19 protein-coding genes are annotated in these 20,441 nt (G+C 47.7%); 16 read left to right on the top strand and 3 right to left on the bottom strand.

Going from position 1 to position 20,441, the window contains the following annotated elements; genetic code table 11:
• The first annotated feature begins 115 nt into the window (after window positions 1-115).
• The 9 genes from JNUCC31_RS32325 (at window position 116) to JNUCC31_RS32365 (ending at window position 9,398) form a co-directional block, all read left to right on the top strand.
• On the top strand, window positions 116-469 hold the full coding sequence (locus JNUCC31_RS32325; RefSeq protein WP_192267359.1) for a hypothetical protein: 354 nt from the start codon (window positions 116-118) through the stop codon (window positions 467-469).
• A 311-nt stretch (window positions 470-780) separates the two neighbouring features.
• Window positions 781-1,728: a helix-turn-helix transcriptional regulator gene (locus tag JNUCC31_RS32330; protein ID WP_192267360.1), complete on the top strand. Its 948-nt coding sequence runs from the start codon at window positions 781-783 to the stop codon at window positions 1,726-1,728.
• A gap of 66 nt (window positions 1,729-1,794) precedes the next feature.
• Window positions 1,795-2,361 (top strand): DinB family protein, encoded by a 567-nt coding sequence (locus JNUCC31_RS32335; RefSeq protein WP_192267361.1) that lies wholly within the window; start codon window positions 1,795-1,797, stop codon window positions 2,359-2,361.
• The gene (locus tag JNUCC31_RS32340) at window positions 2,358-2,921 is read left to right on the top strand and encodes an EVE domain-containing protein (protein ID WP_192267362.1); all 564 of its coding nucleotides are present in this window, start codon (window positions 2,358-2,360) and stop codon (window positions 2,919-2,921) included. Before JNUCC31_RS32335 ends, JNUCC31_RS32340 begins: the two co-directional genes overlap by 4 nt.
• A 571-nt stretch (window positions 2,922-3,492) precedes the next feature.
• The gene (gene glpX, locus JNUCC31_RS32345; protein WP_192267363.1) at window positions 3,493-4,569 is read left to right on the top strand and encodes a class II fructose-bisphosphatase; all 1,077 of its coding nucleotides are present in this window, start codon (window positions 3,493-3,495) and stop codon (window positions 4,567-4,569) included.
• Window positions 4,570-4,838: 269 nt separating this feature from the next.
• Window positions 4,839-5,885, top strand: coding sequence for a LacI family DNA-binding transcriptional regulator (locus tag JNUCC31_RS32350; protein ID WP_192267364.1), 1,047 nt, complete (start codon window positions 4,839-4,841; stop codon window positions 5,883-5,885).
• Between the two features lie 221 nt (window positions 5,886-6,106).
• On the top strand, window positions 6,107-7,279 hold the full coding sequence (locus tag JNUCC31_RS32355; RefSeq protein ID WP_192267365.1) for a Gfo/Idh/MocA family protein: 1,173 nt from the start codon (window positions 6,107-6,109) through the stop codon (window positions 7,277-7,279).
• A 162-nt stretch (window positions 7,280-7,441) separates the two neighbouring features.
• A complete protein-coding gene (locus JNUCC31_RS32360; protein WP_192267366.1) occupies window positions 7,442-8,170 on the top strand; it encodes a ThuA domain-containing protein in 729 nt (242 codons plus the stop codon).
• A 121-nt stretch (window positions 8,171-8,291) separates the two neighbouring features.
• Entirely contained in the window at window positions 8,292-9,398 is a 1,107-nt protein-coding gene (locus JNUCC31_RS32365) for a Gfo/Idh/MocA family protein (RefSeq protein WP_192267367.1), read from the top strand.
• An 86-nt stretch (window positions 9,399-9,484) separates the two neighbouring features.
• On the opposite strand, the gene JNUCC31_RS32370 is transcribed toward JNUCC31_RS32365, so the two are convergent.
• Together JNUCC31_RS32370 and JNUCC31_RS32375 are read right to left on the bottom strand one after the other, a co-directional pair.
• Window positions 9,485-10,303 carry an SPL family radical SAM protein gene (locus JNUCC31_RS32370; protein ID WP_192273525.1) on the bottom strand — a complete coding sequence of 273 codons (819 nt, stop codon included), beginning with the start codon at window positions 10,301-10,303 and terminating at the stop codon, window positions 9,485-9,487.
• Window positions 10,303-10,908 carry a bifunctional transcriptional activator/DNA repair enzyme AdaA gene (locus tag JNUCC31_RS32375; protein ID WP_192267368.1) on the bottom strand — a complete coding sequence of 202 codons (606 nt, stop codon included), beginning with the start codon at window positions 10,906-10,908 and terminating at the stop codon, window positions 10,303-10,305. Before JNUCC31_RS32375 ends, JNUCC31_RS32370 begins: the two co-directional genes overlap by 1 nt.
• Window positions 10,909-11,070: 162 nt before the next feature.
• Between JNUCC31_RS32375 and JNUCC31_RS32380 the strand changes: the two genes are divergently transcribed.
• The 3 genes from JNUCC31_RS32380 to JNUCC31_RS32390 all read left to right on the top strand — a co-directional run bounded on the left by JNUCC31_RS32380 (window position 11,071) and on the right by JNUCC31_RS32390 (window position 13,777).
• Entirely contained in the window at window positions 11,071-12,051 is a 981-nt protein-coding gene (locus JNUCC31_RS32380) for a Gfo/Idh/MocA family protein (protein ID WP_192267369.1), read from the top strand.
• Between the two features lie 24 nt (window positions 12,052-12,075).
• Window positions 12,076-12,792, top strand: a complete 717-nt coding sequence (locus JNUCC31_RS32385) for an SAM-dependent methyltransferase (protein WP_192267370.1) — start codon at window positions 12,076-12,078, stop codon at window positions 12,790-12,792.
• A 91-nt stretch (window positions 12,793-12,883) separates the two neighbouring features.
• Entirely contained in the window at window positions 12,884-13,777 is an 894-nt protein-coding gene (locus JNUCC31_RS32390) for an NAD-dependent epimerase/dehydratase family protein (protein WP_192267371.1), read from the top strand.
• Between the two features lie 144 nt (window positions 13,778-13,921).
• Here the strand turns inward: JNUCC31_RS32390 and JNUCC31_RS32395 are convergent, their stop codons facing one another.
• Window positions 13,922-14,932, bottom strand: coding sequence for a LacI family DNA-binding transcriptional regulator (locus tag JNUCC31_RS32395; RefSeq protein ID WP_192267372.1), 1,011 nt, complete (start codon window positions 14,930-14,932; stop codon window positions 13,922-13,924).
• 409 nt (window positions 14,933-15,341) lie between these two features.
• Here JNUCC31_RS32395 and JNUCC31_RS32400 point away from each other — a divergent pair, with 409 nt between their 5' ends.
• The 4 genes from JNUCC31_RS32400 to JNUCC31_RS32415 all read left to right on the top strand — a co-directional run bounded on the left by JNUCC31_RS32400 (window position 15,342) and on the right by JNUCC31_RS32415 (window position 20,429).
• Window positions 15,342-17,132 (top strand): L-fucose isomerase, encoded by a 1,791-nt coding sequence (locus JNUCC31_RS32400; RefSeq protein WP_192267373.1) that lies wholly within the window; start codon window positions 15,342-15,344, stop codon window positions 17,130-17,132.
• A gap of 41 nt (window positions 17,133-17,173) precedes the next feature.
• The gene (locus JNUCC31_RS32405; protein ID WP_192267374.1) at window positions 17,174-18,679 is read left to right on the top strand and encodes a rhamnulokinase; all 1,506 of its coding nucleotides are present in this window, start codon (window positions 17,174-17,176) and stop codon (window positions 18,677-18,679) included.
• 77 nt (window positions 18,680-18,756) lie between these two features.
• Entirely contained in the window at window positions 18,757-19,419 is a 663-nt protein-coding gene (locus JNUCC31_RS32410) for a class II aldolase/adducin family protein (protein WP_192267375.1), read from the top strand.
• A 281-nt stretch (window positions 19,420-19,700) separates the two neighbouring features.
• The gene (locus JNUCC31_RS32415) at window positions 19,701-20,429 is read left to right on the top strand and encodes an FCD domain-containing protein (RefSeq protein ID WP_228469362.1); all 729 of its coding nucleotides are present in this window, start codon (window positions 19,701-19,703) and stop codon (window positions 20,427-20,429) included.
• Window positions 20,430-20,441 lie beyond the last annotated feature (12 nt).

Here is a 20,441-nt window from a genome sequence, read left to right on the forward strand (position 1 = left end):
CTCGAATTAAATTCAAAAAAATGTAATATACGGTAATTATGCTATGGTATAATAGTGATAATTGCAAGATAAAAATTACAACTAATTCCATATTTGATTTTGAGGAGGAAGCCTAGTGCCAAAATTTATTCCTAGTAAACTCGGTTTAGCATTGTTACTTTTGGTTACATTTTGTTCAGGTTGTCAGACAAATAATGGTCAGGAAGAGTCGAGTTCATCCATTCCATTAAAGGAATTGAGAGCTCTGGCTGAGAAAGGAGAAAGCCTTTCATGGAATGATTTTAAAGCGTACCCTTATGAAGATGAAGGATCAGGACTATACATCCGAAAATACAACGTGGAAGGGGGACACCAATTGATAATTAGTGGTAAAAGCTTAGACAATAAGCCAGATCATATTTATGTAGTGAATAAAGATGGAGAAAAAATCGACCTTTCAAAAGAAAATATTAAAGATTTGAATTTTTAACTACGTAATAATTATTATGTAAACTTATTATTCTCGATCACTTCCAAAAGCTGTATCTATATTGCTTGCTAACTATCTCTAAGGGGCGGATAGAGCAGGATGATTACAACGACCTTCATAAGAATTTTATAGACCAACTTATGCTCAGCGGGTTGGTCTTTGTTGTTCAATAAAATATCTTACGAAAAGAGTGGACACGGGCACAGTGAGAATTTGTTAGTCAGAATGCTTTTCATTTGTCCATAGGTTACTTATAATAAATGTCCAATGAAGATGGTGTAATGGATATTACATACAAGGAGGGGTGGTTCTTGAACAAATCAGATCGTATGCTGGCCATCGTACTTGAACTGCAGCGAGGTAAGGTTCAACGTGCGGAAGATTTAGCGCTCTTGTTTGAAACAAGCGTTCGAACCATATACAGGGACATTCAGGCGTTATGTGAGGCGGGTGTTCCTGTCGTGGGAGAACCCGGAGTAGGCTATTCACTTATGGAAGGATACTTTTTGCCTCCGATCAGCTTTACCGCTGAAGAAGCGGTTACACTTTTGATCGGACTTGATTTTGTAGAACAGCGCTTCGATAACGATTACAAGAGCACATCTCTTACGTCCCGTTCCAAAATTGAAGCAATCCTGCCTGGCCCTCTTCGGGAAGAGGTGGGACAGATACAACAGGGTATCCGTCTCCTTCGTTCAGCGGACAGTGATGCACGCGAGCGAGAGATAGAACATATGGGAGTCATCCGAACCGCAATGCAGCATAAGCTCAAAATCCGCTTTCATTACCATAAGCCTGGCACTGTTAATGAAAATGTGCAAAGGACCGTTCGTATGTCCTCTCCTTACGGGATGATTTGGATGCAGGGTTCATGGATGCTGATTGCCCGATGCGATTTGCGACAGGAGATTCGTCATTTCCGTATATCCCGCATGAGCGATCTGGAGATTAGCACAGATCCGTTCGATCTTCCTCCGGGTTTTAGTATTCATAGCTACTCACCACCTGACAACCGTGATGTATATGTCCGTGTATGGTTTCATGGTCGAATTGCAGACAGAGTAATTGAGGCGAATAATTACTACATGGAAAAAGCAGAACTGCAAACGGATGGATTATACGCAGATTTTCGTGTAAGGCATCCTGAGGACGTGCTGCGTTGGATACTTGGCTGGGGAGCCTCGGCTCTGGTTTTGGAGCCTGAATCATTGAGAATCCGTATTCGCGAGGAAGCAAGCAATCTTCTTAAACACTACTGACATAACGTTGTCAGTAGTGTTTGTGTATGATCGGTTTATAACCGATTGAAGGAGCTGTGTATTTGTATGGAAACGACAAAAACAAGAAACAACGATGAGATTCGGCATCATTTTGAAAAGTCACTGGCGCTTTATTTGCAGGAACTGGAGTCGATGAGCGATGCTCAGTTAAGTTATAAACCCAGTGAGAATGAGTGGTCGGTGGGCCAGATGTACCAGCATTTAATTCAGTCTGCGATGAAAATGCATTTAGCCAATGTTCGACTTTGTATAAGTGCAGACGAGATGGCAGTCCAGAAGAAAGAACAGGGCAAAACTGAAGCAGGCGAAGCTGTTTTTGCGCAAGCAAGTTTTCCGCCGATACGTATCCACGTTCCTGCTTCTCCTGAGTATACTCCACTTCAACCGGATGGAAGAGAATCCATAATTCAAGGATTCAATGAGGTAAGGGATGAGATGCGGAGAGTAGAAGTGCTGCTGGAAGGAGCAACGCGGGAATCTACGGTGCCACATCCCAGATTCGGCGGTTTGAATGCAGAGGAATGGTTTGCATTGGTGGAGATGCATTATCGTCATCATTTTTTGCAGCTTGAGCGTCTGAAGATGGCATGGGAAGAACGTGAGCAGAGATGAATGAGCAGTCAAAACATGATTTGCTGGCGAACAGCAAAGAAATTCAGCAGAGTTACACGAGAGAGCACTTGTCCCAACAGTTAGATGTCGAAACAGTATCGGAAGAAGGTAATCGCTACTGGATCGGCGTTGTGTCCGCCTCACATGTGGAAAAAGGGGTGGAAGGAGGCTTCGCCCAGCTCTGTCATGGCAAGGCAGCATCTCTGCGCAAAATGAATGCAGGAGACTGGCTGATCTATTATTCGCCGCGAACAAGCCTGCAAGGAGGCAAGGTACTTCAAGCTTTTACTGCGATAGGACGTGTAGCAGACAATCAGGTGTACACGTACCGTATGTCGGATTCCTTTGTACCGTATCGGAGGAATGTCCAGTATTTCCCTAGTCAAACGGTGAGTATCGCCGATTTGCTGGATCAATTGATCCTCACTCGGGGACAGCCACGTTGGGGATATCGTTTTAGATATGGACATTTGCAGATTCAAAGAGAGGATTTCCTGACGATTGCAGCTGCCATGTTGGGAGCTGAGATAGAAAATATAAAGGATTTGAAATTTGGATAACGTAAAATTTATTATGTAAACTTATTATTTTCGATGACCTCCATAAGCTGTATCTATATTGCTAACCATGTCTAAGAGGTGGACAGAGCAGGATTTAAGTCAATCTTCAGTTGGAATTTTAGGAGGGAATCCCCCTTTTAAGTGTCTTCAAAATTGCTCCTTCGTCAGTGCAGGGCAGTTCTATGGACCTGGTTGTAAATCGTTTTCGATAAATGTGAGACTGGATGATATATTTCGCTGTTGAAGTAGGTTCTGTTTTATAATGGCGTTGTTATAAGAAATATACTGCACTATTATGTTCCTTTTATATTCTCCAGGCCATAAAAATGGAAATATGAGAATTATAAGATGGTGAAACTGCTTCCAACCCTGATATAACTCGTTGAAATCGACCCTTAAATGAGTGCTTAAAGCGTTGTAAACTTATTCATTTGGGGATGTGGATAGGGATGGGCAATCTTTCCAATATAGGCCTCCTGCGTCTGTTTTAGATCAATTTCATATGGATTTGCGATGGATTTAGTACCGCTTTCAATGTATGCTTTTGGAAACTGGAAAGGAAGTGGGAAAAATGGAACGCGAACTGGCGTTGGAAATTGTCCGAGTAACAGAATTGGCTGCGTTAGCTTCAGCACCCTGGATGGGGAGGGGCGACAAGAATAGTGCAGATGAGGCGGCTACTTTGGCCATGCGCGCCATGTTCGATTCCGTGTCCATTCGCGGCACGGTAGTAATCGGTGAAGGAGAAATGGATGAAGCACCCATGTTGTATATCGGCGAGGAAGTCGGCAACGCGGAGGGACCCGAGGTTGACGTGGCTGTAGATCCATTGGAGGGTACAGAGATCGTAGCCAAGGGCCTGAACAATGCTTTATCGGTTATTGCAGTGGCGGGAAAAGGAAACCTGCTCCACGCACCGGATATGTACATGGAAAAGCTGGCTGTTGGGCCGGCTCTGGTGGGCAAGGTCAGTATCGAAGATCCGGTTGAGGTGACATTGGAGAAAGCTGCTGAAGCATTGAACAAAAACATCTCAGATTTGACCGTTATGATTCTGGACCGTGTCCGGCATGAGAGCACGATCAAAACGCTGCGCAAAGTTGGAGTGCGCATCAAGTTCCTCAGTGATGGAGATGTTGCGGGCGCAATGGCACCTGCCTTCCCGGAAGCGGGGATTGACCTGTATGTCGGATCAGGCGGAGCACCGGAGGGTGTGCTTGCTGCAGCTGCACTGTCCTGCCTCGGCGGGGAGATTCAAGGCCGCCTGATGCCTGCGAACGCAGATGAATTCCAGCGCTGTTTGCAAATGGGGATCGATAATCCCTATAAAGTATTAACGATGCAGGATATGATCGGCACGGAAGACGTCATTTTTGCAGCAACTGGCGTTACCCCGGGTGAGATCCTTGGCGGTGTGCGTTACCTCGCAGATGACCGGGCAGAGACCGATTCCATTGTCATGCGTGCCAAAACCAAAACCATTCGTTTCATCCGTTCTCAGCATTTCCTTCCGAATAAGGAAGTGCTGCATAAAGTGCGGCAGCTTCAATCAACACCCGAGCCTTCGGATCGCATTTCAGGCCAGGTCCCCATTTTGGAACAGGCTGAGTTCATTCAATCATCTGTCAGTAACAGTGTGACGACTTAAATAGAAGAGGCCTGTTGTTGGCTTGGCTGGTCCATGCTAACCTATGTGTAGCCAACTGAATCGGCAGAGGTCATTGGACAAGTTACAAGGAAATGGCGTACGTATAAGATGGGGAATTTGTTTACACAAATCCTCATCTTTTTTTGTGTTAAAAGCATTGACAACGGTTACAGCACATGAGAAAATGTACGCGCGTACATAAATATTATTTTTTAAACAAATTGCATCTGTTTGGCATGGGTTCAGGTAACGTGAAGGAGGTGAATTCCATGGCATCCCGTAAAGAAGTGGCTGAACTTGCTGGTGTATCCGAAGCTACAGTGTCACGAGTTCTTAATGGCGTTGGTCCTCTTAAAGAGGAAACCCGTCGTAAAGTGCTCGAAGCTTCCGAGCAACTGGGGTACGTGCCCAGTGCACTGGCCCGCAGCTTTGCGAGAAGTAAAAGTGGTAACCTCGGCGTCGTGTTACCCTACGTTCCGAAGGCGCACTTATTCTCGGCGTATTTCTTCTCGGAAATGTTGAGCGGCATTGGGAGCAAAGCCAGAGACAGCGGCATGGACCTGCTGGTCATGTTCAGGACACCAGATGAAGTGATGAATTATACGGATCTGTTTCGCCGTCAGAAAGTGGATGCTTGCATCATTCTCGGCGCGCGAGATGATCATGGGGAAATGGTTGCCTTGCAGCAGCTTCAGCAGGCAGGACATCCTTTCTGCATCATGAACCAGCATTTTGCAGGAGAATCATTCATGGAAGTGGATGCCGATCATGTGGAGGGCAGCAGGCTGGCAATACGCCACCTTACCGATCAGGGATACCGAAATATTGTTTTTCTTAATGGTCCGGACAGTTATTCCAATAGTCAGGAGCGGCTTCAGGGCGTTCGGATCGGACTGAATGAAGCCGGAATGAATGTGGATTCCAGTCTTTTGCTGGAGGGGAATTACAGCAGACGAAGCGGGGTGGAGGCGGCAGCTGCCATCGCGTCTCGGCTTGACGAGATCGATGCTGTATTTGCAGCGAATGATCGGATGGCGATCGGTGTCATGCATGGCTTGCGTGAGCGAGGGATCAAGGTTCAGGACTTCCCCGCGTTCGTGGGATACGATGACTCCGATGCGGCTGAGATGGCGGTTCCGCCGCTGAGCAGCGTCAGAGTTCCCTTTTATGAAATGGGAGAACTGGCTGCATCCAAGCTTATCCATGAATCATTGGGGGCAACAGCTTCAATTGCGAGTTCCGAAGTTTCCTCAGAAAATGCAAGGCAATTATTGCCTACAGAACTGATTATCCGTGCATCTTCAATCCGTAATTAATACATTGCTGTAACCTGAAGAAGCGAAGCGTTCGCCTGAAAGCTTTCTGAAAGAAAGCTGCTTCGGAAGCATACGCTTATCCCCGGATTTCCCCTTCTGAAAAGGATATCAAAAAAATCTGGGGATAACAGCGATCGGAAGGTTGTTCTGTCATCGGAGTGGCAAGTGTAAATATTCTTTAATTCAACTTGTATAGTTAGATTCCAAAGGAGGAAATGACCATGTCAAATCGTCTTCATGTCGGAATGGTTGGATACAAATTTATGGGGAAAGCCCATAGCAATGCTTATCGCAGTCTGCCCATGTTTTTCCCGTCAGCTCCGCTACAGCCAGAGATGTCGGTTATCTGTGGACGTAACGAAAAGGGAGTTCAGGAAGCCGCCAGCCAGTTCGGCTGGTCTGAGAGTGTAACAGACTGGCGTGAACTGGTGCGACGTGATGATATCGATCTGATCGATATTAACGCGCCAAGTGATGCCCATAAGGAAATCGCACTGGAAGCCGCTCGTCAGGGTAAACATCTGTTCTGTGAAAAGCCGCTGGCTCTATCGCTTGCTGATTCGCGTGAAATGCTTCAGGCTGCGGAAGAAGCAGGCGTCGCGCATATGGTCGGATTCAACTATCGTTTCTCTCCGGCTGTGCAGCTGGCCAAAGAATTGGTGCAAAGCGGACGTCTGGGCAAAATCTATCATTTCCGCGCGTTCTTCCTTCAGGACTGGATTATGGACCCTTCATTCCCGCTGGTATGGCGTCTGCAAAAGGAAGTGGCAGGTTCCGGCTCGCATGGGGACCTTGGCGCACACCTGATTGATCTGGCACGCTTCCTGGTGGGTGAATTCAAGGAAGTGATCGGGATGAGCGAAACGTTCATCAAAGAGCGGCCACTTGCCTCTGAAATGACCGGACTTAGTGCCAAAGGCAGTTCAAATGCAGATGCGCCGAAGGGCGAAGTGACCGTAGATGATGCTACATTGTTCCTGGCACGATTCGAAGATGGCGCATTGGGAAGCTTCGAGGCTACGCGCTTTGCAGCAGGTCATCGCAGTACCAATTCATTTGAGATCAACGGCAGTCTGGGCAGCGTTCGGTTTGATTTCGAACGGATGAATGAACTGGAAGTGTATTTTACGAAGGACGAGGAAGACGTGCAGGGCTTCCGCCGAGTTCTGGCGACGGATCCGGCACACAAATATGCTGAAGCCTGGTGGCCTGCGGGACACACGATTGGATTCGAGCATACGTTCACACATGAAATGCTGGAACTGGTGACTGCGATCTCTGAAGGACGTCAGCCTCAGCCGAATTTCCACGATGGCGTTGCGTGTCAAGCAATACTTGAGGCAGTGGAACGTTCCGTTACAGAGCGCCGCTGGGTGTCGCTGGAAGAGATGTAAGTGTCCACAATTACTACATTGTGAAGTGGATGTCATGTGGGCACTCTTTTGAAAGATATGAGCTAGATATAAGCCAGGATGTTGAACTTGAAGAGATCTTGAATTGGTGTAAGGTCCGACAGATGGACAATAACTTAATTTTCGGAAAGCGAGTGATGGGTGATGAGCAAAGCACTAATCGTATGGGGCGGCTGGGATGGACATGAACCGGAGCAGGTAGCAGCAATTTTTGAACGCATTCTGAAGGAAGAGCAATTTGAGGTTGAAGTATCGGATACACTGAATGCTTATGCGGATGCAGAGAAACTGATGGGTCTGGATCTGATCGTTCCGCTGTGGACGATGGGGCAGATTGAGCAGGAGCTGGTCAATAACGTATCTGCGGCTGTTCAGAGCGGCGTAGGTCTTGCGGGCCTTCATGGCGGGATGTGTGATGCGTTCCGCAACAACGTTGACTGGCAGTTCATGACGGGCGGCCAGTGGGTTGCGCATCCGGGGAACGACGGCGTGGAGTACACGGTAAACATGAAGCGCGGTTCCAGTCCACTCCTGGATCATATTGAAGATTTCCAGGTGAAAAGTGAACAGTACTACCTGCACGTGGACCCTGCTGTGGAAGTGCTGGCAACAACACGTTTTCCTGTTGTAAATGGTCCTCATGCAGCGAACGGCCCAGTGGATATGCCCGTCGTTTGGACTAAACGCTGGGGTGCAGGCCGTGTGTTCTATAATTCGCTCGGACACCATGCAGATATCGTGGAGATGAAACAAGTTACCGAGATGATGCGCAGTGGTTTCAAATGGACTGCCGCAGGCAAAGCGCTCGCGCAGAGCCGCACCGATGCAGTCGCTGAGGTTTACACAGGAATGGCAGATAATCAGAGTCATTAGTTTTTATTCATACTAAATCCAAATTGAATCCGTTGAGATAAATATATACACCCACATAACCGCGTTCTAATGATTGTTATGGAAGCGCTATATCAAGTGGGAATGCGAAGGGAGCCCAGGCATGAAAACAATGAAAGTAGGCATTATCGGCTGCGGTAAAATCAGTGGTATTTATATGGAGAATTGTCACCGGTTTGAGGTGCTTGATCTAGTTGCGGTTGCAGACCTTGACCGGAATAGAGCAGAGGAGCAGGCAGCGGCCTATAATGTTCCTAACGTATATACGGTAGATGAAATTTTGGCAGACCCCGAGATTGATTTGATTATCAATCTGACCATTCCTGCCGTTCATGCGGATGTATGCTTGCGGGCACTTGAAGCAGGTAAGCATGTCTATGTGGAGAAACCACTCGCTGTCACACGAGAAGAGGGTCAGGCTGTGCTTGAAATGGCCAAACGCAAAGGTTTGCTCGTAGGCTGTGCGCCTGAGACATTCTTTGGATCAGGCATTCAGACTGCGCTCAAGCTGGTGGAGGAAGGTGTAATTGGTAAACCTGTGGCGGCTACCGCATTTATGATGGCTCGTGGGCATGAACACTGGCATCCTGATCCGGAGTTTTATTATGCCGCTGGCGGTGGTCCGATGTTCGATATGGGACCTTATTACCTCACTGCGTTGGTGCAGCTGTTGGGACCGATCCAGGCCATTGCAGGCATGACGGGAAAAGCCATGGAAGAACGAACCATTACCAGCGAGAAAAAGAGAGGGCAGACTATCCCAGTCGAAATTCCGACGCATGTGGCGGGGTTGTTGCAGTTCGAACAGGGTGCTATTGGTACGCTGATTACGAGCTTTGATATTTTTGGCGGTAGCACGTTGCCGCCGATTGAGATATATGGCACACATGGCACTTTGCAGGTGCCTGATCCGAATACCTTTGGCGGTCCGGTTCGATACCAATTGATGGGTGAACGGGAGTGGACGGAAGTACCTCTTCTTCCAGGGTACCAGGAGAATACACGCGGCATCGGTGTCGCAGATATGGCTTATGCAGTGAACAGCGGTCGCGCTCACCGGGCGAGTGGAGAACTGGCCTACCATGTGCTCGAAGCCATGTGGGCGTTCCATGATTCGTCGGAAGAACAGACTTTCTATAAAATGAAGAGCACATGTCAGCGTCCTGCTGCATTGCCGGCCGATCTGCCCTTGTATACGCTGGATCAGTAATTGATCCATTTTTACTGTAATTAGACTATAGCCCTGTCTCCCGGTACGAGGGAAGCAGGGCTATTTCATTTTATAGCCAAATATGATTAAGGTTCGAATCCAGCTTGGCTAATCCAGATTTCATTTTCTGCAAAATGCGCCTTCATTCGTTGGACTACCTTTTTGTACGCCTCGGGGCTATACCAATCCTCCTGCCCCACTTGCTGATAAAGCGATTCCATGCCAAGTCTGCGGGTGCGCTTGCCTTCACTGCCATCTCCCATAAAATAATCGTCAATGCATACCCGCTGGACGAGCGGTCTCAGGACGGCTGCAAATTTTTCGCTGCTGGGCAATACGGGTGCAATAGCAGCCTGTGTGGGGATACCGGCATCCCGTAGTTGTTTCAATGCTCGCAATCTGCCAGCAATTGGTGGAGCTGCTGGACTGAATTGCTTGCGGATATCATCCAGATCCGTTTCCACGGTCATGCTGACACGCACACGGTTACCCAACTTTTGCAGTAGATCGATATCTCGGGTCACCAGTGGACTGCGGGTTTGAACCAATATAAATTCGGGTGGATATTCAACCATGACTTCAAGCAAAGACCGCGTAATCTGCTCCTTATATTCAACCGGCTGATACGGATCAGTGCTGGATGACATAAAAATGGTGACTTTCCCTTTCGTTTTTGCGCGTTTCAGCTCTTTGGCGAGCACTTGGGCGGCTTCCTGTTTCACATCAACCCAGCTTCCCCAGGGTTCTTTGCGAAATAAAGATACGGGCATTTGCCTCACATAACAATAGGAACAGCCAAAAGCACAGCCTGTATAGGGATTTAGCGTATGCGTATAGCCATCAAGGAACCCGGTTCCTTTGTTCAGCAACGTTTTGGGTACTTTGTATACCAGGCCGGTCTTCATCATTCATCACGCCTTTGTTCACGGTAATTGGCAGGTGTACATCCTGAATGTTTGCGAAATACAGTAATAAAATACGTTGGATTGGCTATACCAACCTGACGGCCGATATCTGTTACAGTAAGCCCGGTGCTTTCAAGCAATTTCCGGGCTTCGGTGACACGTTTTTCCTGAATATACTCTACCGGGGTTAGGCCAGTAATCCGTTTGAACACCCGATGCAGATGATATGGACTGCCGTGACTAACGTTCGCAAGAATATCAAGAGTTAGGGGGGCGGCAAAATGATGTTCTATATAGTCCGTTACAACGGAAATCCACTCCTGATCAGGGACACGCTCGCCCGTTGGTTTACATCGTTTGCATGGACGGAAATGTCGCGCCAATGCTTCTTCAGGGTTGTTAAATATAGAGACATTCTCATATTTGGGCGCTTTTGATTTGCAGGAAGGTCGGCAAAAGATACCTGTTGTTTTGACACCGTAATAGAATTTTCCATCAAAGCTGCTGTCGTTGTGGATAATGGCATTCCACTGTTTGTCTTCTATAGGAACAGAATCTGGTTGATAGGAATTGGGACTTTCCAAAAGAATCACCTCAAGTCTCATTATACCCCTGATTCATAGAGATCGAGGGATTTCCATTTAAAAAAGCAAGATATCAATATGTTGGAAAACGACCTCCCTTCATTCTGAATGAAATATAAGCTACAATGTACAGGATGACAAGCTGTTTAAGCGTGAAATTTATTTACGAAAGAGGTAGGTAGAATGGTTCGTTTTGGAGTGGTAGGTACCAACTGGATTACTGAGAGGCTTCTTGAGGCCGCTGCACAAGTCGAAGGATTCGAATTGACGGCCGTTTATTCAAGAACTGAAGATAAAGCTAATGCATTTGCAGATCAATATCAGGCTGCGCTTCGATTCACTAACCTGGAAGAGATGGCGACGAGTGATGGTCTTGATGCCGTGTACATCGCTACACCGAATACCTTTCATGCCGAACAGGCTGAATTGTTTCTGAGAAACGGCAAACATGTCTTGTGCGAAAAGCCTTTGGCTGCCAACGCGGCAGAGGTCCGTCGTATGATTGATACCGCGCGAGAACATGAAGTTTTGCTCATGGAAGCCATGAAATCAACCCTTGTTCCTTCGTTCAAAATGGTACAATCTCACCTACATAAAATTGGCCCTGTACGTAAATATGTGGCGAGTTACTGCCAATACTCTTCCAGATACGACAAGTATAAAGAAGGAATCGTCCTGAATGCGTTCAAACCCGATCTCGCTAATGGTGCATTAATGGATCTTGGGGTATATTGTCTCTATCCATTAATTACACTGTTTGGTGAGCCTAACCAGGTTCAGTCCCAAGCGATGATGCTGGAATCAGGGGTAGACGGACAAGGCAGTGTCATTCTGAAATATGAGGAGATGGAAGCGGTAGTGACATACTCCAAAATCTCCAATTCTCATATTCCAAGCGAAATTATGGGCGAACGAGGCAGCATCATCATTGACAAAATTGGTTCACCCGAACATGCGGAGATACGCTACAATGATGGTACGGTGGAAAAACTCACTGCCGAGCAAATTCATCCGTCGATGTATTATGAAGTGGAGGAGTTTGTCAATCTGATTCAGCAGGGCAAAAGGGAATCGGATATGAACACATATGAACGTTCCTATGTTACCATGCAGGTGATGGATCAGATCCGGCAGCAGATTGGTCTGGTTTTTCCTAACGATTAATTCAGGAAAGTGAGCTGAGACGAGATGAGCAGAGATGAGCAGAAGAGCAAAGCAGCCGGGCTTGAGCTGGCGCAGATTATATTTATTGGGCGAACTTTCGAGGAATATATGAAGATGTTCAACCTGACCGTGGATGAAATTAAGGGGAAATCCATTCTCGATTGTCCGGGCGGGGCTTGTTCTTTCAGCAGCCATGCGCGAGGGTTGGGTGCCGATCCAGTGGCAGCGGATATTGCTTATGAATACGAGAGCGACCAACTGGAAGTGAAGGGATTTCAGGATATTGAACATACGATGAAGCAAATGGAACAGGTACAAGACAAATATAGATGGGATGATTTCGGTTCGATCCATGGTCTGAAAGAAGAACGTAGACGTGCAATCACCGATTGTGTAGCGGATATGAGACGTTTTCCTGACCGTTATGTGGCCTCTGTACTGCCGGAGTTGCCGTTTGCCAATGAACAATTCGATCTGACATTGTCCGCACATTTCCTGTTTACCTATGCAGATCGTCTGGATGTCGATTTCCATCTTCAGACCATCCTGGAGCTGTTGCGTGTGAGCAAGCGGGAACTGCGGATTTTTCCAACAGTAGGCTTGTCTGGCAAACGTTATGAGCATATGGATGAACTAAAGGCTATACTGGAAGAACGCGGATATATTACTACTGAAGAGAAAACCTCATACGAATTCCAGCGGGGAGCACACACGATGCTCCATATTGTGAAACCCCGATAAAAACACCTGAATTGCAACAACACAAGCAGCACTTTTCATGAAGGTTTAAATAAGGTACGCATGATAAAAAGAGGTTAGGAGGTCTTATCGGATGAAAAAAGTACTTATACTTGGTGGGACACGTTTCTTCGGCAAACGTCTGGTTGATCACTTGCTTTGGGAAGGAAAGTCTCAGATCACGGTCGCGACTCGCGGCAAAACAGATGTAGACTTCGGAACTGAGGTGAACCGGATAAAGATGGATCGCGAAGACCCGCAGTCTCTCGCCGATGTGGCGCAGATCGACATGTGGGACATTGTCTACGACAACATCTGTTACTCGCCAGATGCGGCGAAGTCTGCATGCGAAGCCTTTGCGGGGCGCACCCAAAGATACATTTTGACATCAACGCTCTCAGTATATGGAGATCCCAAACCTGGGTTTAAGGAAGCGGATTTCGATCCGTACACCTATCCGGTGCAATATGGAAGCCATGAGGATTTCTCCTATGGAGAAGGTAAACGGCTTGCGGAAGCTGTATTTTTCCAGAAAGCGGACTTCCCGGTGGCAGCGATGCGTATTCCGATTGTACTCGGAATTGATGATTATACGCGAAGACTTCATTTTCATATTGAACATGTGCAAAAAGGAAAACCCATCGGCATGCCAAATCCGGACGCCGAGATTGGTTTCATCAACTCCACAGAAGCTGCTCGATTTCTCGCCTGGCTTGGACATTCATCCATTACAGGACCTGTGAATGCAGCGTCCAAAGGGGCTATCAAACTCTCTGCCATGATGAAACTGATTGAAACGGTAACGGGTATGCAATCCCAGGTACTGACCGAAACGATCAAAGAAGACATGTCACCCTTTGGAATCTCGGAATCCTGGACTATGGATACTTCCAAAGCAGAGCAGGCGGGATATACGTTTGAAGCATTGATGGATTGGTTCCCTGGACTGGTTCGCGAAGTGGCCCTGGCGCTTCAATCCGAAGGCTAAAATCCATATCTATACTTGAGTCACCTTTCATACAAAGAAAACAGGACGCAGTCAGAGAGAAATTCTCCGATGCGTCCTGTTTGCAATTGCTTCAACAATAGCGTTTCTTCCGAGTCAGGTTTGATCTTCAATTGATTTCACTGTTTATCTGGAAGGCACAGTGGCCGACGCTCGAATACGGAGTTCAGACGGCATGATGACAGTCTGTGGTTCCTCAGGAGCCTTGCCTTCAATACGGTCGATCAGCATCTGCATACCGATAGCACCGAAGTCGTAGGCTGGCTGTGCAGCGACGGTAAGAAAGGGGTCAAAGGCGGAAGCCAGATCCAGATCATCAAAACAGACGACCGAGATGTCCTCAGGCACTCTCAGACCTCGTTTACGCAAAAGACGAATAACGCCAATGGCGAGCATATTATTTGCCGCAAATATGGCTGTAGGTTTGTCCTGATGTGCAAGCAATCTGTCGATCCCTTCTTCATCGCTGAAATCCCGATATCCTGTTCGAAGGATTAAACCTGAATCAAAAGGAAGCCCGGCTTCCCTAAGTCCTTCCACATATCCGTCTTCTCGCAACCGTGCAGTCGAAACTTCGGAAGAGCCATTGACCAGAGCTATGCAGCGATGCCCCAGACTGGTCAGATATCGAATCAATTGCAATGCACCATCCCGGCTGTCTCCGGCAATAACATCGGATGTAATCCCGGGTACGGTTCGATCCAAAATGACAAAAGGAATATTACGCTCATGCAGCTGCTTCAAGTGATTCAGTGAGCGATCCCCTGCAGGTGCAAACAGTACACCATCGACGCGGGTAGACAGGATCGTGTCCACATAATTTTTCTCTTTCTCGTAATCCTCATCACTGTTACTGAACAAGAGGCGATAACCGCGCAGATTGGCTGCGTCTTCAGCCCCCCGGGCCAGTGTCGTATAGAATGGATTAGTGATATCCGTAATCAATAGTGACAGCATCTGGGTCCGTTGCAGAACAAGACTGCGTGCGTTGGAGTTGGGAATGTATCCGAGTTCTTCAATGACTTGTTGTACACGTTCTCGTGTAGCCGGACTGATCCTGCCTGTTTGATTAATAACTTTGGAGACGGTCATGGCCGAGACATTGGCTTTTTTGGCAATATCATAAATGGTAATCAATGGGATCTAACCTTTCCGCAACATAGTCTTTCCATTCTATAGGATAATGCCGATTGACAGCAACATAGGCTCATGCTATGTTAGGGTTACCGATAACCCAGATGATAAAAAAAGTAATTTTCTCTGTCTAACCGCTCTTCATTTTTGCTCACATCGCTGCCTCCATACTTCAATACAGGCCAGCATAACGGAGTCGATAATTAGAGCGGTTTATTCAATTTACTAATTGTAAACGCATTCAACAGGAAGGGAAAAGGATTGCCGCTTGGCATGAATCGATAGTGTTTTCCCTCGGGTATCGGTGAACAGAAGGAATAGAATCCTTAATTTGCCCCATCAAATCACTTACGGACAAGTCACAAGTCATTCGTACCTATTCTATGAGACCATTGAAGGAGGACGTTTTAGTATGACACATCAGGATTACCGTTATAAACAGGCATTTCCCAAGATTGGTATTCGTCCCACGATTGACGGAAGACGCAAGGGTGTTCGCGAATCATTGGAAGAGCAAACGATGCGCATGGCGACGTCCGTTGCCGAGCTGCTCGCAGCTGAACTTCGTTATCCCGATGGATCGCCGGTTGAGTGCATCGTTGCCGAATCCTGTATTGGCGGCGTGAACGAGGCGGCGGCAGCGGCAGAACTATTTAACCGCTCCAACGTGGGTGTGACCATTACTGTTACACCTTGCTGGTGTTATGGAACAGAAACGATGGATATGTCTCCTTCGATTCCTACAGCGATCTGGGGCTTTAACGGGACTGAACGTCCGGGTGCGGTATATCTTGCAGCAGTACTCTCTGCACATGCACAGAAGGGGATTCCGGCATTTGGCATCTATGGCGAGGATGTTCAGGATGGCGGAGATACAGCAATTCCTGATGATGTTCGTGAGAAATTACTTCGCTTCAGCCGTGCGGGTCTTGCCGCTGCAACGATGAAGGGACGCGCCTATCTGTCCATCGGTTCGGTATCCATGGGTATCGCAGGCTCGATTGTGAACGATTCTTTTTTCCAGGAGTACTTGGGCATGCGCAATGAATATGTGGATATGAGTGAATTGACACGCCGCATAGAAGAGGAGATCTACGATCCCGAGGAGTATAAGCTGGCACTGGCCTGGGTGAAGGAGAACTGCAGTGAAGGACCGGATAACAACCCTGCCCATCTGCAGACCGACCGCAAACGCAAAACGTATGAATGGGAAACGGTTGTGAAAATGACCCAGATCGTACGCGACCTGATGTCGGGCAATCCGAAGCTGGCAGAGCTGGGATTCACAGAGGAATCCATGGGCCACCACGCAATTGTGTCAGGGTTTCAGGGACAACGTCAATGGACGGATCATTCACCTAACGGAGATTTCCTGGAATCCATCCTGAACTCTTCCTTTGACTGGAATGGCAAACGCTCGCCTTATTTAGTGGCAACAGAGAACGATAGCCTGAATGGTGTGTCAATGTTATTTGGTTCCCTGCTTACGCATACGGCGCAGATCTTCGCTGATGTACGCACCTATTGGAGCCCGGATTCAGTGAAACGGGTGACGGGCCATCAGTTGGAAGGAAACGCGAAGGACGGTATTCTGCATCTGATCAACTCCGGTTCAGCGGCATTGGATGGTACGGGTCAACAGTCAAGAGACGGTGGGCCTGCGCTCAAACCTTTTTGGGAAATCACGGATGAAGAAGTTCAGAACTGCCTGAAAGCAACCTCATGGAGGCCGGCATCTGTGGAATATTTCCGGGGAGGCGGCTATTCGGCTGACTTCCTGACCAAGGGCGGCATGCCTGTTACAATGACGCGATTGAATCTGGTTAAAGGACTCGGTCCAGTGCTGCAATTGGCTCAGGGTTACACCGTCGATCTGCCTGAGGATGTGCATGATACGCTGGATCAGCGTACCGATCCGACTTGGCCATCCACCTGGTTTGCACCTATTCTGACAGGGTCAGGTGCTTTTACCTCGGTCTATGAAGTGATGAATCAGTGGGGCGCGAACCATGGCTCCATCTCTTATGGACATATCGGAGCGGATTTGCTGACACTCGCCTCCATGCTTCGTATTCCTGTGAGTATGCATAATGTGTCGGAATCCGAGATTTTCCGTCCACGTGCATGGGGACTCTTCGGTACAAGCGAACCGGAAAGTGCCGATTACCGGGCTTGCAGCGTCTTTGGACCTTTGTATCGTTAACATCCAAACGGCTTGTCGCGAAAGCGAAGGAGGCATGAGAGATGGGAACCCAAGCAACACATGTGCTTGCTGCCGATTACGGTGCCGGAAGCGGTCGGGTCGTCCGGGGGACTTTTGATGGGAGTAAGCTCTCGTTACAGGAAGTACACCGATTCAGTAATGATCCTGTACACCTGGGAGATGGATTGTACTGGGATTTCCTGCGACTTTTCCACGAACTGAAACAAGGGATTGTAAAAGGCATGCAAGGCATCTCCCAACCGGTTCGTTCCATCGCTGTGGATACATGGGGAGTCGACTATGGAATAGTGGACGGGGAGGGAAGATTATGCTTCAACCCCCGCCATTACCGGGAGGCACGCAATGCACAGTGGATGGAAGAAGCTCTGCACCTTGTGAAAGAAGAAGAACTGTATGCCATGTCCGGCGTTCTGCCGCAGCAAATCAATACGGTATTTCAACTGCTAGGAAGTGTACGAGATCATGCAGAAGGTTTGCGTCCGGATATGCGCATGTTATTTATGCCGGATTTATTTCACTATTATCTATCCGGTCAGCAGGCTTGTGAGTATACGATTGCAAGTACGAGTGGGCTGTTGCATGCAGGCGAGGCGCGTTGGAATGAACATCTGATCGGACGTCTCGGTATACCGGAAACATTATTTCCAAAGCTCGTTCAGCCTGGTACCGTGCTGGGTCAGTTAACGGATGACTTGTGTGCGGAGTTACGGACCGGACCGATGCAGGTGATATCGGTAGGTTCGCATGATACAGCATCTGCGTTGGCAGCCATCCCTGCAACAGGTTCGGAATTTGCTTTTATTAGCTGTGGTACCTGGTCTCTCATGGGTGTGGAACGCGATACACCAGTATTGGATCATCGGAGCCGTGAACTGGGGTTCACCAATGAGGGAACGGTAAGCGGCAAGGTGCGAACCTTGAAGAATCGTTCAGGTCTGTGGCTGTTGCAGGAATGCAAACGACAATGGGAGCGAGAGAACCAACGTTTTACCCATGAGGAACTGGTCCAGCTCGCAGCTGTGGCATCCGCTCATCAATGTTATGTATCGCCAGGAGATGGAGTATATTTGGCGCCAGGAAATATGCCTGAACGAATCAGGCAACAATGCAGCGCCAGCGGGCAAGCAATACCTGAAACGATCGGAGCGGTTGTACGCAGTATTCTGGAAAGCCTGGCGCTGGAGTTCAGACAGACTCTGGATGAACTGGAGCTAATTACAGGAGCACGGCCTCGTATGATCCATATGGTTGGTGGCGGCGTACACAATCGTTTACTGTGCCAATTTACCGCAAATGCAGCCGGTGTTCCTGTCATAGCTGGCCCTGCAGAGGCAACCTCAGCGGGCAATTGTATGCTTCAATTCATGGCACATGGCGAAGTGAACAGCCTGTCTGAGGTCCGGGAAGTCATGAGGTCTTCCTTTTCTCCCGAAATCTATGAGCCAGAGGACAACGCAAGATGGCAGGAAGCTTATGAAGTCTATCAACACCTGAATCAGACGTTGGCGAACAGACCAGTTAGATGAGCACTTTGCACTTGAGCAATCAAAATCGAATTCGGCAAATTGCTAAAATAGAAGAAGTCTAAGGAGTGGAGAGGATTATGTCTGAACAACACGTAAGAGAAGAGCTGACGAAATATGCTCGCAGGGCAGTTGCCCAAGGACTGGTGGTAGGACCAGGTGGGAATCTGAGCGCACGCTCCGAGGATACGATGCTGCTTTCGCCGAGTGGTTATGCACTAGAGGATCTGGAGCCCGACGAATGGATCGCCATTGATATTGCAACAGGAGAGACACGTGCGGGGTCGACACGTCCTTCTTCCGAAGTATTGATGCATCTATACAGTTATCGCGTAAATCCTGATATTCAGGCTATTGTGCATACGCATCCGGCATACACCATTGCACTGAGTCTCGTTTTCGATGAATTGCCACATTTGTTCCCTGATCAATCGGCACTTGTGGGCGATATCGGCTTCGTTCCTTATGTTCTGCCTACGACCAAACTCCTTGCCGATGCAGTAGCTGCCAAGGTTGAAGAACATACAGCGCTTATTCTGGTCAATCATGGATTGGTGACTACAGGCAAAAATCTGCGTGAAGCCTACTACCGCACTCAGGTAGTCGAGGAAAGTGCCAAAGTATATATGATCGCCAAGACTGCAGGGGAGCCCAAAGTCCTTACTGCGGAAGAATACAAGGAGATCCAGTCTCTTGAAAGTGAAGCCTACCGCGTACAGCTGCTGCAACAACTCAAGTCCTGACACCTTATTTGACCATTAATGATTTTAAATATTGCTATGTTAAGGGCAGATTGCATCCTCCAGTTAAACGCTGGAATAAAGGATGTGAAATGCTCTTTTTTAATTTTAATGTTGAATTGAAAAGGCGAAGAATGTAGCTGGGGGAAATAATTCATACTAATTTGATGAGAATTATTGAAAATGAGATGATTAGAAGTTATACTATCGTTAATCATCAATGAGTAACAACTATGAGATAGAAGATAAAAAAACAATTAAGTATCTAAGAGGGGTGAAATTCAGTGGGTCCTGAGCTAAACGAAATGGAGTTGGAATACGAACTGCTGAAGCAGCTTCGAGACGCGAGCGCTCCCATCGGGGCTAGTACGTTGGTTCATACTTTGGGCAAAACGTATGGTCTGAGTCAGGCAACCATCGGAAGAAGACTAATGGAGATGGATGTTGAAGGTTTTACAGTTCTGGAAGGACGCAAGGGAAGGACTTTGACCGAACAGGGTCTGGATCGAATGAAGACGTTGGAAAGAGATTTGCAGCAAAAAAGCGTGAATTCACAGTTAATTCAGATGCTGAACCATTCGGGGGAAAAGGCTCTATTGGATGTTCTCGTTGCCAGAAGGGCACTTGAGCGGGAGATCGCTTCCCTGGCAGCACAGCGTGCCTCGAAAGAATACATATTACTGTTGCAAGCATCGATTGCGAGCCAGCATGAATTGCTTTCCAAGAATATTATACCATACGAGGAGGACCGGGAGTTTCACAGATTGCTCGCTTATGCTGCGCAAAACCAAATTCTTCTGCACGCGGTTGAACTGGTATGGGAGACAAGCCGCGATTTTCTGGAAACAGCGTATATTCGCCGGAGAGTAGGAAGTGAATTAGTTGTAGATCATCAGCAGATTCTGGATGCTATAGTAGCGGGCTCTCCGGAGCAGGCTGAAGCGGCAATGGTGAATCATATCAACCAGATGATTGATGATGTCAAACGTTATTTCGCCATGCAAAACCAATAACATTCCTTATAA

Source organism: Paenibacillus sp. JNUCC-31, assembly GCF_014844075.1.
Classification (GTDB): Bacteria; Bacillota; Bacilli; order Paenibacillales; family Paenibacillaceae; genus Paenibacillus.